The 14,843-nt window shown below is 32.5% G+C and carries 15 protein-coding genes; 8 read left to right on the top strand and 7 right to left on the bottom strand.

Going from position 1 to position 14,843, the window contains the following annotated elements; all coding sequences use genetic code 11:
- Positions 1 to 145: 145 nt before the first annotated feature.
- On the top strand, positions 146 to 418 hold the full coding sequence (locus B6K90_RS22440; RefSeq protein ID WP_088014940.1) for a hypothetical protein: 273 nt from the start codon (positions 146 to 148) through the stop codon (positions 416 to 418).
- 132 nt (positions 419 to 550) lie between these two features.
- Here B6K90_RS22440 and sufB read toward each other — a convergent pair whose 3' ends face one another.
- The 5 genes from sufB to sufC are packed head-to-tail and all read right to left on the bottom strand — an operon-like array spanning position 551 to position 5,767.
- Complete coding sequence (gene sufB, locus B6K90_RS22435; protein WP_025671514.1) at positions 551 to 1,948, bottom strand: Fe-S cluster assembly protein SufB; 1,398 nt, start codon at positions 1,946 to 1,948, stop codon at positions 551 to 553.
- Positions 1,949 to 1,995: 47 nt separating this feature from the next.
- Complete coding sequence (gene sufU / locus B6K90_RS22430) at positions 1,996 to 2,445, bottom strand: Fe-S cluster assembly sulfur transfer protein SufU (protein ID WP_088014939.1); 450 nt, start codon at positions 2,443 to 2,445, stop codon at positions 1,996 to 1,998.
- A complete protein-coding gene (locus tag B6K90_RS22425; RefSeq protein WP_088014938.1) occupies positions 2,435 to 3,655 on the bottom strand; it encodes a cysteine desulfurase in 1,221 nt (406 codons plus the stop codon). Before B6K90_RS22425 ends, sufU begins: the two co-directional genes overlap by 11 nt.
- On the bottom strand, positions 3,655 to 4,962 hold the full coding sequence (sufD, locus tag B6K90_RS22420) for a Fe-S cluster assembly protein SufD (RefSeq protein ID WP_088014937.1): 1,308 nt from the start codon (positions 4,960 to 4,962) through the stop codon (positions 3,655 to 3,657). Before sufD ends, B6K90_RS22425 begins: the two co-directional genes overlap by 1 nt.
- A gap of 19 nt (positions 4,963 to 4,981) precedes the next feature.
- Positions 4,982 to 5,767 carry a Fe-S cluster assembly ATPase SufC gene (gene sufC, locus B6K90_RS22415; RefSeq protein WP_056468759.1) on the bottom strand — a complete coding sequence of 262 codons (786 nt, stop codon included), beginning with the start codon at positions 5,765 to 5,767 and terminating at the stop codon, positions 4,982 to 4,984.
- Positions 5,768 to 6,011: 244 nt separating this feature from the next.
- Here sufC and B6K90_RS22410 point away from each other — a divergent pair, with 244 nt between their 5' ends.
- Complete coding sequence (locus B6K90_RS22410; protein WP_088014936.1) at positions 6,012 to 6,257, top strand: DUF2164 family protein; 246 nt, start codon at positions 6,012 to 6,014, stop codon at positions 6,255 to 6,257.
- A 675-nt stretch (positions 6,258 to 6,932) separates the two neighbouring features.
- On the opposite strand, the gene B6K90_RS22405 is transcribed toward B6K90_RS22410, so the two are convergent.
- Complete coding sequence (locus B6K90_RS22405) at positions 6,933 to 7,649, bottom strand: DUF3298 and DUF4163 domain-containing protein (RefSeq protein ID WP_088014935.1); 717 nt, start codon at positions 7,647 to 7,649, stop codon at positions 6,933 to 6,935.
- Between the two features lie 107 nt (positions 7,650 to 7,756).
- A complete protein-coding gene (locus B6K90_RS22400) occupies positions 7,757 to 8,848 on the bottom strand; it encodes a serine hydrolase domain-containing protein (RefSeq protein ID WP_088014934.1) in 1,092 nt (363 codons plus the stop codon).
- 273 nt (positions 8,849 to 9,121) lie between these two features.
- Here B6K90_RS22400 and dltX point away from each other — a divergent pair, with 273 nt between their 5' ends.
- From dltX to B6K90_RS22370, 6 genes are all read left to right on the top strand, one after another.
- Complete coding sequence (dltX, locus tag B6K90_RS22395) at positions 9,122 to 9,265, top strand: teichoic acid D-Ala incorporation-associated protein DltX (protein WP_082459405.1); 144 nt, start codon at positions 9,122 to 9,124, stop codon at positions 9,263 to 9,265.
- Between the two features lie 11 nt (positions 9,266 to 9,276).
- Positions 9,277 to 10,791: a D-alanine--poly(phosphoribitol) ligase subunit DltA gene (dltA, locus tag B6K90_RS22390; protein ID WP_088014933.1), complete on the top strand. Its 1,515-nt coding sequence runs from the start codon at positions 9,277 to 9,279 to the stop codon at positions 10,789 to 10,791.
- Positions 10,788 to 11,939, top strand: coding sequence for a D-alanyl-lipoteichoic acid biosynthesis protein DltB (gene dltB, locus B6K90_RS22385; protein ID WP_088014932.1), 1,152 nt, complete (start codon positions 10,788 to 10,790; stop codon positions 11,937 to 11,939). The genes dltA and dltB overlap by 4 nt, the downstream gene beginning before the upstream one ends.
- A gap of 15 nt (positions 11,940 to 11,954) precedes the next feature.
- Positions 11,955 to 12,194: a D-alanine--poly(phosphoribitol) ligase subunit 2 gene (gene dltC, locus B6K90_RS22380; RefSeq protein WP_088014931.1), complete on the top strand. Its 240-nt coding sequence runs from the start codon at positions 11,955 to 11,957 to the stop codon at positions 12,192 to 12,194.
- The gene (gene dltD / locus B6K90_RS22375; RefSeq protein WP_088014930.1) at positions 12,191 to 13,405 is read left to right on the top strand and encodes a D-alanyl-lipoteichoic acid biosynthesis protein DltD; all 1,215 of its coding nucleotides are present in this window, start codon (positions 12,191 to 12,193) and stop codon (positions 13,403 to 13,405) included. Before dltC ends, dltD begins: the two co-directional genes overlap by 4 nt.
- A gap of 312 nt (positions 13,406 to 13,717) precedes the next feature.
- Positions 13,718 to 14,689 carry a 2-hydroxyacid dehydrogenase family protein gene (locus tag B6K90_RS22370; protein WP_088014929.1) on the top strand — a complete coding sequence of 324 codons (972 nt, stop codon included), beginning with the start codon at positions 13,718 to 13,720 and terminating at the stop codon, positions 14,687 to 14,689.
- Positions 14,690 to 14,843: the final 154 nt, after the last annotated feature.

The following is a 14,843-nucleotide window of genomic DNA, read 5'->3' as shown; positions in this document are numbered from 1 at the left end:
ACGTCATCATTTAATTATCAATAAGTTTTACTTTTTTCCCTTTGGAAGCGGTAAAAGAGAGCGTTTATGTATTTCAAATAAAAATTTATATTGGAAAAGTAACAATAAGTAATTATATAAATTTTTCGATTTGGAGGAAATTATTATGAAAAAGAAATTAGCAGCTATACCTTTAGTTACATTTCTTATTTTCATAAAAGTAAGCTGTAATAATAATATTTCAAACAAAAATAAAAATACTTTAATAAACAAAGAAGATAAAAATGGCGAATTAACAGATGATACTATTTATAATTATTTAAGACAAACCTTATTTATTAACAAAAATTATAATAATATAATTGATTCATTTTATCTATATGGTATGGATTCTAAAAATATATATGTTTTTTATCACTATGTTTTACTAAATAAGTAAAGTAATTGAAGAAAAATATTTTCAGTTGCCATAAAAGTAACTGGTAGTAAAAAAATTACTGCTCAAATATCAAAAGCTAAAAAAATACACTCTGTCACCTATTAGTAACAGGGTGTATTTTTATTTTATAGATTAACCAATTGAACCTTCCATCTCGAATTTAATCAGACGGTTCATTTCAACTGCGTATTCCATTGGTAATTCTTTTGTAAATGGCTCAATGAAGCCCATTACGATCATTTCTGTAGCTTCTTGCTCAGAAATACCACGGCTCATTAAGTAGAATAATTGCTCTTCAGATACTTTTGAAACTTTCGCTTCGTGCTCAAGAGAAATATTGTCGTTTAAGATTTCGTTGTATGGAATTGTATCAGAAGTTGATGCATTATCCATGATTAACGTATCACACTCGATATTTGAACGTGATCCAGCTGCTTTACGTCCGAAGTGTACGATACCACGGTACGTTACTTTACCACCATGTTTAGAAATAGATTTCGAAACAATCGTAGATGAAGTATTTGGAGCTAAGTGAATCATTTTAGCACCAGCATCTTGGTGTTGTCCTTTACCAGCAATTGCAATAGAAAGCGTAAGGCCACGAGCACCTTCACCTTTAAGGATAACTGCTGGGTATTTCATTGTTAATTTTGAACCAATGTTTCCATCGATCCATTCCATTGTTGCGTTTGCTTCACAAACAGCACGTTTCGTAACTAGGTTAAATACGTTATTCGCCCAGTTTTGAATTGTTGTATAGCGGCAGTATGCATCCTTCTTAATGATGATTTCTACTACTGCTGAGTGAAGTGAGTTTGTTGTATATACAGGAGCTGTACATCCTTCAACATAATGTACGTGTGCACCTTCGTCAGCGATGATTAATGTACGCTCAAATTGACCCATATTTTCTGAATTAATTCGGAAATATGCTTGTAATGGCGTATCAACTTTAACACCTTTTGGTACGTAGATGAAAGATCCACCAGACCAAACAGCTGAGTTTAATGCAGCAAATTTGTTATCAGTTGGAGGAATTACTTTTCCAAAGTGCTCTTTGAAAATTTCTTCATGCTCACGTAATGCTGTATCTGTATCAGTAAATAAGATACCAAGATCAGTTAAATCTTGTTTCATGCTGTGGTAAACTACCTCAGACTCATACTGTGCAGATACACCAGCTAAATACTTTTGTTCTGCTTCAGGAATACCTAATTTATCAAAAGTATTTTTGATTTCTTCAGGTACTTCATCCCAAGACTTTTCTGTTTTCTCTGATGGTTTTACATAATAAGTAATTTCATCAAAGCGTAAATCTGCTAAGTCTCCACCCCATTGAGGCATTGGCATATCGTAGAAATGTTGTAAAGATTTTAAACGGAAATCTAACATCCATTGTGGTTCATTTTTCATACGTGAAATTTCTTCAACGATATCCTTTGTTAAACCACGCTCTGAACGGAAGATTGATACGTCACGGTCATGAAAACCATATTTATAATCACTAATATCTGGCAAATTAGTAGACATTATTCATACTCCCTTCTTATAGAAGAGGAGGATTAAAGCTCAGAGGATTATTCCTCTGATTTTAAGCCCTTCTCCATCGCTTTCCATGCAAGTGTTGCACATTTAATTCGTGCTGGAAACTTTGAAACACCTTGAAGTGCTTCAATATCATCTAAATCGATTGATTCATCATATTCTTTTCCAAGCATCATATCTGAAAATATTTGAGCAAGCTGTAGGGCTTCCTCTATTTTTTTACCTTTAATTGCGTGAGTCATCATTGAAGCTGACGCCATGGAAATTGAACATCCTTCACCGTCAAAACGAGCATCTGATACAATTCCATCATCAACCTTTAAACGAAGTTCAATGCGGTCACCACAAGTAGGGTTATTCATGTTTACTGTTAAATCGTTATCTGATATAGCCCCTACCCCTTTATTACGAGGGTTTTTATAATGGTCCATTATCACGCGACGATATAATGCATCTAGATCTATGTTTCGATTAATAGACATCGCTGAAATACTCCTTCGTTTTTACTAATCCTTTTACAAAAGCATCTACATCTTCTTTTGTATTATACAGATAAAAACTTGCACGAGCAGTAGCAGATACCTTTAACCATCTCATTAATGGCTGAGCACAATGATGGCCAGCTCGAACAGCAATTCCTTCTACATCTAATACAGTTGCAACATCATGTGGGTGCACATCTTCCACATTAAATGTAACTAATCCTGCACGATGCTTCGGACCATAGATTGTTACTCCTTTTACAGTAGATAACTGTTCAAGTGCATAATTCGCAATCTCATGTTCATGCTTTTCGATGTTATCCATACCGATTTCAGATAAGAAATCAATTGCAGCTCCTAAACCAACTGCACCAGCAATGATTGGCGTTCCACCTTCAAATTTCCATGGTAGTTCTTTCCAAGTAGAATCTTGTAAGTCAACAAAATCAATCATTTCCCCACCAAATTCAATAGGTTCCATGTTTTCAAGAAGTTGTTTTTTACCATAAAGTACACCAATACCCGTAGGAGCACACATTTTATGACCAGAAAATGCGTAAAAATCGCAATCTAAGTCTCGAACGTCGACCTTCATATGTGGAGTACTTTGTGCACCATCAACAAGCATGATTGCTCCATGCTCGTGAGCAATTGCTGCAATCTCTTTAACAGGGTTAATTGAACCAAGTACATTTGAAACATACATAATCGCAACTATTTTTGTATTTGAGTTAATTGTAGCTCTTGCTTGCTCAACGCTGATTGATCCATCTTCTTCTAATGGTATATATTTTAATGTTGCGCCAGTAGCTTTTGCAACCTGTTGCCAAGGAATAATGTTACTGTGATGTTCCATATAAGAAATCACAATTTCATCTCCAGCTTTTAAGTTCGTTCTTCCGTAACTAGCAGCAACTGTATTAATTGCAGTAGTTGTACCTCTAGTAAAAATAATCTCTTCAATTGATGATGCATTAATAAATTTACGAACTTTATCACGAGCTCCCTCGTATGCATCAGTAGCTTTCGTTCCTAGAGTGTGTACACCTCTATGAACGTTAGAATTATATTCTTTATAGTAGTTAGCAACAGCTTCTATTACTTGAACAGGTTTTTGTGAAGTTGCAGCACTATCCAGATATACTAAAGGATGTCCATTTACTTCTTGATTTAATATCGGAAAGGCTTCACGGATTGCTTTAACATCCATTACTTAACCTTCCTCTCAATTACATCTACAAGCATTTTTTTAACTTCTTCAATAGGTAATTCCGAAACTACAGGTGCTAAGAATCCGTGAATAACTAAGCGCTCTGCTTCTTTCTTCGGAATACCGCGACTCATTAAGTAGTACAGTTGAGTTGGATCTACTTTACCAACAGAAGCAGCATGACCCGCCATAACATCGTTTTCATCAATTAATAGAATTGGGTTCGCATCTCCACGAGCTTTTTCACTAAGCATTAATACACGTGAAGTTTGTTGTGCATTAGACTTAGAAGCGCCGTGTTCAATTTTCCCAATACCATTAAAGATTGAAGTAGCAGCATCTTTTGATACACCATGTTTTAAGATCCAACCTTCAGATCCTTTACCATAGTGAGTAATGTTTGTTGTAAAGTTTTGAGTTTGCTCCCCACGGCCTACAGTAACCATCTTCATGTCACCGAAAGAACCGTCGCCAATTAAGTTTGTAATATTTTCGAAAACTGAGTTTCCATCGTTCATTAGGCCAAGTGCCCACTCGATTTTGCTATCGCGACCAGCGTGACCACGACGAACAACATAAGCAGTAACACCTTTTGCTAAAGTATCAACAGCACCATAACGAACTTTTGCATTATCTAATGTAATTACTTCTGTAATAACGTTAACAACAGCCGCATCTAAATCAGCAGATGTAGAAACATAGTTTTCAACATAAGTAACTTCACTGAATGCATCTGCAACAACAAGAACGTGGTTATATGCAGGTACGTTTTCACCATCTACAACAAAAATAGATTGGATTGGTTTTTCTAATACAACATTTTTAGGAATGTATAAGAAAGCTCCACCATTCACTAAAGCTGCGTGTAAAGCGATTAATTTATTTTCATCGACTTTTACAGCCTCTGTCATAAAATATTTTTTCACAAGATCTTCGTAATCTTTAATCGCTGTGTGTAAATCTACGAATACTACGCCTTTTTCTTTTGCTTCAGAAGAAAGAGAGTGATATACAGCAGAACCATTATATTGTACATAAACTGATTGATCAGTGTCTTCATTCATTAAAGATGTTACTGACTCTGGTAATTGATCTTTTGTAGGAACATTTCCAGCTGTAACATTAAATTCTTTTCCAAAGAAATCCCATTTAGAGATATTTGTTTTATCTGGCTTTGGAAGAGAAAGTGATTCAGCTTTTGCTAGTGCATTTAAACGGAACTCTGTGAAATATGCAGGTTCATTTAGCATTGCAGAAAGCTGCTTAACTGTTTCTTGACTAAATGGAATTGTAGTACCAGTTGTCATGAGAATCCCTCCTATCCGATTAAGCTTCTTGCCCAACAGTCTCGTCTTCGATACCTAACTCTTGTTTAATCCAGTCATATCCTTCAGCTTCTAAACGAGCAGCTAATTCAGGGCCACCTGATTTTACAATACGACCTTGCATCATTACGTGAACGAAGTCAGGAGTGATGTAGTTTAATAAGCGTTGGTAGTGAGTGATGATTAAGCAACCAAACTCTTCTCCACGCATTTCATTAACACCTTTAGAAACTACTTTTAATGCATCGATATCTAAACCTGAGTCAATTTCGTCAAGAATAGCAATTTTAGGTTGGATCATCATCATTTGAAGAATCTCATTACGTTTTTTCTCTCCACCTGAGAAACCTTCATTTAAGTAACGTTGAGCCATTTCTGGATCCATTTCTAAGAATTCCATGTTTTTATCTAATGTACGGATAAATTTCATTAATGAAATTTCATCGCCTTCTTCGCGACGTGCATTCATTGCAGAACGTAAGAAATCTGCGTTTGTTACTCCGCTAATTTCACTTGGGTATTGCATAGCAAGGAAAAGACCTGCTTGAGCGCGCTCATCAACTTCCATTTCTAAAACATCGTTACCATCAAGCTCGATGCTACCACCGATTACTTCATATTTAGGATGACCCATAATAGCAGAAGATAAAGTTGATTTACCAGTACCATTTGGCCCCATGATTGCGTGAATTTCTCCACCTTTTACTTCAAGGTTTACACCTTTTAAAATTTGCTTTCCTTCAATTGCTACTTGAAGGTCTTTTATTTTTAATGTAGAAGCTCCCATTTTACACCCTCCATAATATTACATAAAAATTCTATAAAATAGAAAATGGCTATTTTAAGTTCATTCTCATTTTATTCTCATTCTAATCTTAAAGCAATTAAAAAGTATTTTCAAGTTGTGCACTATTTTATCAAAAAAGTTTTATTACGTGTAACTTTTTTTCGTAAAAAAATGAATAATTAGAGATACAATATATATAGGAAATAAAAAATCTAATATCACAACTAAAAAAGAGGAGAAATTAATGTCAAAATCAACTAAGCTTTCACCGGATCAACAAAAGTTTGCGATTAATCAACTACAAACATATTTCTTACAAGAACGAGACGAAGAATTAAGTGAATTAAGTTCAATGTTGCTTTTAGACTTTATATCACAAAAACTTGGCCCAATGTTTTACAATAAGGGAATTGAAGACTCACAAAAATTTATGTCTGAACGAGTTGAAGATCTTTACGCTTTATTATTAAAAGAGCAGATTGAAGATTAAGCTGTTTTCTTCACATTGCTCTATAGATCACACTTTATTAATCGTACATACTCTATTTTAGGTTATTCAATATTTATATAGTTGTTCAACTTATTTATATATTGTTAAAACAAATGAATGTTTTCATGCAGACTCTACCATTATTTACGAAAAGGTTTAATTTCATTAAATAAATTATTAAATAAATAAGAAAAGAACCTTTTAAATAATGAAGGTTCTTTTCTCACGCTGTTGAAAAACAATGTCTTGTCAAATAATTACCTAATTTTCGTAAAGGGAGATAAGTGATATTGATTTCCACTACGGGATGCTCGCTTTCAATGGGGCGAGATTCTTTAGCCTCCTCGGCGAGCCTGCGGCGTCTCAGGCTTCCCGCACATCCCCTAGGAGTCGAGCACTCTTTCGTTCCAATCAACTACCCAAATATAAAAAATTATTCTTAGAATTAGATACATAATCATCATTAATGAATATGGTTAAACATTATCTCAGTAAAGTCACTGTTAACTAATGAATTCGAAAAAAAAAAACAAAATTCTAAGAACTTTTATAAAGCTTTTATTTGATTTTTGAAAAAGCGTTCAAATAATAAAAATCACTATTAAGTCAATAAAAACAATAAAACTACTACTTGTTTTGCGAGAATCAGAACACACATAACACCTAACAAATTTTTTATTGATAAACCTGCACTGGGATAAAGACTTCAGGCATACCAGCAGCATATGCAGCTACTTCATATTCTTTAAAGATTAGTTTAATTCCCGCATGGTCAAATGCCCATAAACGATTTTTGTCACTTAAGTCAATCTCATTAGGAGATTTTATTAAAACATATCCTTTATATTTCTTTTGTAATTGCTGATAAGCATATTCTTGAACGGGTTTTGTATTTTCGTTTATTAACTTAGAAAGTGGAACTACTTCTCCTGTTTTCACATCAAAATTATATGTAGTTCCCACTGTCATTCCATGTGCCCCACCTGTATATGAGTACTCATTGTAAATAACACTTAATTTATCAAGATTATTGTAGAGTACTTTATAAGTAAAAACATATTCATAAGGTCGCCATGGTCCTTGGCTAGCATCCCATTTTGACTTAGCTTCTTTCTCGTCTTCTAATAACTTTAAACGATTACTATTAGCTAAATCAGCACCTTGCTTTAAGATACTATTGATCTTTTGTTGTGCAGTTGAATTAGATGCTCCACTAATTTGTGGATACTTAATCGGCGCATCATTTAGTTTTTGTTCAGTAATTTTAATATGTCGCGTTAATGAGTTTTCATTGATTTGGGCTTTAGTTTCCGCCTTAACAAAATTAATAGAGACAAAACTAATACTGTTAGTCATTATGATTATTAAGAAATAATATAGAAACTTTTTCACTAGACTCCTCCTACTTTCTTTATCAAAAAATAGTATGAGTATCTTTTAAATTATTTATGAAATATTTTATTAGAGTCTAGATTCTTACAATCACTTAACAGACTGTTTTAGTTAATTATTTTAAATAGGTTCTTTGCTATGTCAAAAGTGTTTGGTTTCACCTTTTGACTATTAGAAAAGACAATTACATATGTTTTTGAAACTGGATCGAAGACATTCATACAATTGATTCCTGGCACTACTCCGTGATTGTATAAATACTTTCCTTTATTATAAATTCCGTATGCATAATGATGTTGATGTGGCTTAATAAATTGTGTCAGACTTTTACCCAAAATAAGTTTATTTGAAATAAGTGCCTCGTCCATTTTTTGTAATCCTGAAACCGTTGAGTATATATCTCCGCAGCCTAATAAATAGTCAAAATTCGGGATTTGTAATTGCTCTGGATTATTTTTAGATTGAATCAATGAATAACCTAGTGCATGATTTGTCTTTTTATAAAAATCATTTCCTTGTCCAATTTCAGTCATATTCACTTTATCGAAAATATGTGTTTTTATATATTCTCCATAAGAAATACCTGTTATTTTTTCAATAACGTAAGCAAGTAGAATATAATTCGTGTCATTATAATCCCATTTGTTCGACGGCTTATAATGTACATTTGATTTAACTATTTCCTTTATTAGATTCGTTGATGAAATTAGATTAAATAACTCTTTTTGTCTCTTAATTCCTGATGTATGTGAAATCAAATGAAATAATGTTAATTTTGACCCATTTGGAAAATTAGGTACATATTTTGAAATCGGATCGTTAAAAGATATTTTGCCTTCTTCATTTAATTGCATTAACGACGTTGAAACAAAAAATTTAGAAATTGAGCCAATTGGATAATAAGTATTTGGTGTGTTCTGTAACTTATTTGAGATATCTCGATAACCGTATCCTTTCTTAAGGACATTTTCTTCACTTTTCTTTACTAGAACTACTCCGTTAAAATGGATTTGCTGTAAGTAGCGATCGATCTCTCTAGCATTCTTATTTTGATTTTTAGTAAAATCCACTTTATTCATAGTAGAGTGATGCAAAACTGTCACTTTGGAGGATCCTTTATTCCGAATAAAACTACAAAGTGGAGATATTAGTAAAACAGTTAAGAAACTAGGTATCAATAACAAATAAATTTTTTTCATCAGTCACCAATCTCCCATAGTGCAGGACCAAGAGGATTTTCCTATATTCTCTTTTCCCCCGTATTTTATTGTTCATTATTTAAGAACTCAATTACCTATCCTAATTGTATTAACAATCTTGTCCATTAATCTTTAGATTTTAATTAGAAAAAATTTACTTAACCTTTAATAATTTATTATCTGAATGTAATTTTAAAAGGTGTTTGGTTAATTTTTCATCTTTTTTTCGGTGTTATAATACGTCTAGCTAAAAATTAAGAAAGGTGAAAACAAATGGGTAAAATCCATATTTTCCGTTCAAAGACTTTAAGATTTTTATTTTATACTGCGTTTTATTTATCGATTTTACTTGCACTACTCTATTTATATGGATTTAAAGATTCATTTACAGGGACCTTTATTTATAACGATTTTTAGGACGTGAACTGATGAAATCAATTGTTGAACAAATAGATTATTGGGCAATTAACACCCCAGACACTATCGCATTTCAAAATAGTGATTATTCGTTAACATATAAAGCTTTAAAGCAACAATCAGATGCGATTGCAAGTTGGATGATTAAAAATAATTTCATGAATAGGCCAATTATTGTGTATGGTCATATGCAACCAGAAATGATTTCCATTTTCTTAGGAAGTGTAAAGGCGGGTTGTGCTTATATACCCGTTGACGAGTCTATTCCCTTTGAAAGGCTCAAAAAAATGATTACTAATTCTGGAGCAACTTTACTAATTACACCAAAAGAAATTACTTTAGAATTTGAATCAATTAAAATTATAAATTTTGGAGAACTAGAAGAGATTATTGATTCTACAAATCTAGTCAAATCTTTAACTGATTTCAATGTTAAAGACGATGAAACATTTTATATTATCTATACTTCTGGTAGTACTGGAGATCCAAAAGGCGTACAAATTACTGAAAAAAACTTACGTAGCTTTACCAATTGGATATTGAAGGATTTTAATATACACAATGGGCAACGCTTTTTGAATCAAGCTCCATTTTCTTTTGATTTATCAGTAATGGATTTATATCCATCGTTATTATCGGGTGGCACACTTATTGCTGTTGAAAAATCTTTGATTGAGCGACCAAAAGCATTATTCGATTATTTAATGGAAAGTGATATTGAGGTTTGGACTTCTACACCTTCATTTATAGAGATGTGTATGATGAATCCAAATTTCAGCGAATTGTTGCTACCAAACTTAAAGACTTTTCTTTTCTGTGGTGAAGTACTATCGAATAATAGTGCTAAACAGCTTTTATCTAGATTTCCTAAAGCAGAGATTTATAATACTTACGGTCCAACAGAAGCGACGGTTGCTGTAACATTCGTCCAGATTACCGAGGAAGTCATAAACCAATATTCGCCTTTACCGATTGGAACGCCGAAAGACGATACAATCATTTACATTATGGATGAATTGGGGAACCCACTTCCAGATGGTGAAACAGGGGAAATTATTATAGCTGGTCCAAGCGTTAGTAAAGGATATCTTAATAATCCGTTAAAAACTGATGCAGCCTACTATCAAATAAATGGCATGCGCGCCTATAAAACAGGTGATTCTGGTTACTTTGATCATGGACTATTGTTTTATAAAGGTAGGATTGATTTCCAAATAAAGCTACACGGTTATCGAATTGAAATTGAGGACATTGAAAATAACATTAGAAGATTACCATTAGTTCATTCTGCAGTTATTTTACCAGAAATGAAGGATGGTAAATGTATAGATTTACATTGTTTAGTAGTCGTTAAAGAACACGATTTCGAAAAGGAATATCATTTAACACGTTTTTTAAAACAAGAATTAAATAAATATATGCCGACTTATATGATTCCAAGAAAATATAGTTATTTACAAACTTTACCAATGACAACAAACGGTAAAGTTGATCGAAAAAAATTATTGGAGCAAACTTACCAATGATTCCATACAGTAGTTTTACGTTTTTCGGTATTTTATTTGTTCTGCTAATCCCAGCAGTCATATTAGGGTTCTTAGGAAGAAGATCAACTAACTACACAACATTTCTTTCTTTTGTGTTATTATTATTAGTCTTTTCCTCTTCTAAAATACAAACCTTCTATCTAGTTGCTTATATAATTTGGGTAGTTATTTTAATAAAAGGTTATAGTATTTATCGAAAGAATGCGAACGATTCAACTGTTTATTACTTAAGTGTTTTTCTATCAATTTTACCTTTAATGATTGTAAAGGTTTCACCGATTTTTGAACGTACTACACTTGTAGGCTTTTTAGGAATTTCCTATTTAACATTTAAAGCAACACAAGTCATTATTGAAATTCGCGACAATAGTATAAAGGAAATTAAGATCGTTGATTTCTTGAAGTTTTTATTATTTTTTCCAACGATCTCTTCTGGACCAATTGATCGTTTTAGGAGATTTCAACAGGATTGCCAAAAACAGTTAACGGCTATTGAATACAAGGAGTATTTTCAAATTGGTGTTCATAAAATTTTTATTGGTTTTCTCTATAAATATATAATTGGTTATTTAATTAACGTTCATATACTTGAAACACAGTTTGCATTAGGGCATACATTTGTCTCAAATCTAACGTATATGTATGCATATAGTCTGTACTTATTTTTTGATTTTGCTGGTTATAGTGCATTTGCAATCGGTGTTAGTTATATAGTAGGCATTAAAACACCTGAAAACTTTAATATGCCATTCATTAGTCGGAATATAAAAGACTTTTGGAATCGCTGGCATATGAGCTTATCATTTTGGTTTCGTGACTATGTGTATATGAGAATCGTATTCTTACTCACTAAGAAAAAAATGATTAAAAATAGAAGGAACATTTCATATATCGGTTACACTACTTTATTTTTACTAATGGGTGCATGGCACGGGCTCCAAATAAATTACCTACTTTATGGTTTTTACCAGACCATATTGATGTGTAGTTTTGACTGGTTTGAACAATACAATAAGAAAAAAAAGATTTGGAAAAATAATAAACTAACACATGTATTAGCGGTTATTATTACATTCCATTTTATTTGTTTCGGATTTTTAATATTTTCAGGACATCTAGTTAACTAAAGGAGAATTAGTATAATGGAAAATTTAAGAGCAGAAGTTTTAAAGATTTTAGCAGATTTATGTAATACAAATGAAGTGATTGATAACCCGGATATTCCGATTTTTGAAGAAGGATTATTGGATTCATTTGGTACAGTTAGCTTATTAGTTGAAATCGAAGAACAAATCGGTATCAACTTGACGATTTCTGACTTCGATCGCGAGGAGTGGGCAACACCAAATAAAATCATTTCGATTTTAGAGGCTAGAAAATGAAAAAAGTTCAATTTTTTGGGATGATAACAGCTATTTTCATTTTTTTACTGGCTTTGTATCTTCCAAATTCTTTTTACGAACTATTTATTACAAAAGAACGATTAAATAATACAGCAGCATCTTTAAACCCTGAAACATTTCAAGGGACTTTGCTTCAAAAAAAAATGTTAAAAGACCCAAAATTCCTACCTATTTTTGGGTCTTCAGAACTTGCTAGAAGAGATCCTTTTCATCCATCTAGATTTTTTATGGGAGAAAAAAATGAATTTATTCCATATCTAATTGGTAGAGGAGGATCACAAAGTCTCGTTCATTTTCTTGATTTAGCATCTTTAGGTGATGGAATAAAAAATAAAAAAATTGTGTTTGTTTTATCTCCACAATGGTTTATTCCGCGTGGAATTGATGATACTCATTTTTCACCTAATTATTCTGCGCTTCAAACTTATTCGTTCGTTCTTAATAATACGATTGATCGTTCAATAAAGAAACAAATTGCAAAGAGACTTTTAACACTATCAATTATCAAAAAAGACTCTTTACTAGTAACACAATTAAAGGCATTAAGTACAAATAACAAAAAAACTAAGTTTGCAGCTTTGGCTGAAAAACCGTTAGCTTACACATATTTAAAAATTCTTGAAAAGAAAGATCTTTTCGAGACCGTTATAATGGATCCTGATAAAAACTTCCGACTAAAAAAATCAAAATATGAAAATTTATCCTGGGATCGAGTAGCTCAAGTTGCCGATAAAATTGGCAAACGAGAATCAACTACTAACCAATTCGGTATAATTAATAAATACTATATAAAACACATTCAAAATCGTCTTCCAGCTTTAAAAAATTACAAACGAAATAGTAACTATGGTGTATCGCCAGAATATGATGACCTTCAAATGGTATTAGCGTTATTAAAACAGGAGCATACAAAAGCGTTGTTTATTTCCGTTCCTGTAAATGGGCCATGGTATGATTACGCTGGATTTCCTAAAGAAGGTAGAGAAGTTTATTACAAAAAGGTAAAAAAACAAATTGAAGATGCTGGCTTTCAAGTAGCTGACTTTTCTTCACATGAGTACGATGAGTTTTTCCTAAAAGATACAATTCACTTAGGCTGGAAGGGCTGGGTATATGTAGACCAATCATTAAATAAGTTTTATTCAGTAAACCATACTCCCCCTACCGCAAGTTTAAATCATAGATATTAATGAGAAAGCAGACAAGTGTCTGCTTTTTTCATTATTTCCCACTACAGGGTGCTCACTTTTCATGGGGATAGATTCTTAATCCTTCTCGGCGCGCCTGCTAAGGTCTTTAGCCTTTCCGCATCTCCCATAGGAGGTTTAAATTCAGGTTCAAGAAAAAAGAGGGAATTACAGGTATTAGTAATTTGCAAATTCACAAAAATATTAATATATTCATCTAACTGCCAAATACTAAAATAAACAAAATCTTAAAACTTCATTTATAATAAGAAAGTTAATATTTATTCATTAAACTGTTGAAAGAAGGTTTCTAAATTGGCACATATCTTAGTAACGGGAAAAATTCCTGAAAAGGCTGAGGAATTATTAAAAGATCATCATGTCATTGTTTATGAAAATGAACAATTAATTACAGAGGATGAATTATGTGAACTTGTTGATGGGGTAGATGCAATTTTAAGTTTATTATCCACTCCAATCACAAAAAGAGTAATTGATGCTGCTAAAAATGTAAAAATTATTGCTAATTACGGAGCTGGATTTAATAATATTGAAGTAGATTATGCTATTAGTAAGGGCATTCATGTTACAAATACTCCACTTGTTTCTACAGACGCAACTGCTGAGTTAACTTTTGGAATTCTGTTGGCTGTTTCTAGAAAAATAGTTGAAGGAGATGAGCTTTGCCGTACACAAGGTTTTGAAGGATGGGCTCCATTATTCTTTAGAGGTACAGAAGTATCAGGAAAAACGCTAGGTATTTTTGGTTTTGGAAATATCGGACAAGCAGTAGCTAAGCGAGCTAAGGCGTTTAATATGAATATTATTTATCATCAACCAAGAAGATTAAGTAGTGAAATTGAACAAGAGTTAAATGCCACTTACGTATCAATGGAAGAATTATTACAGATTTCTGACTATATTACCCTTCATTGCCCTTACAAACCAGAACTACACCATTTATTTGGAAAAGAAGAGTTTTACAAGATGAAAGATACCGCGTTTTTTATCAATGCAGCTAGAGGTCCTTTAGCGAACGAACAGGAATTAGTAGATGCATTAAAGGATCAAGTTATTGCGGGTGCAGCTCTAGATGTATTTGAATTCGAACCAAAAATAACAGAAGAACTAAAATCACTTACAAACGTTGTATTAACACCTCATATTGGAAATGCAACATTTGAAACACGTGACGCTATGTCAGAAATAGCGGCTAAAAATATTATTGAAGTTATAGCAGAACGACCACCAATCTCGCCTGTAAATCAAATTTTAGTGAAGAATTAAAAAAGAAAACTCTTAGTGAATAACTAAGAGTTTTCTTCAGAGTGTTGAAAAACAACTTAGTCAATAGATCTAAGCATAAAATTTTAGAAAAAATCCCCTTTGTAGGAAAATTGTTACAAGGGGGATTTTTTATGTACTACTATCAAGAGAATTT

The sequence above is a fragment of the Gottfriedia acidiceleris genome, from assembly GCF_002128425.1.
Classification (GTDB): domain Bacteria; phylum Bacillota; class Bacilli; order Bacillales; family Bacillaceae_G; genus Gottfriedia; species Gottfriedia acidiceleris.
This window is presented reverse-complemented; position numbering and strand designations above follow the sequence as displayed.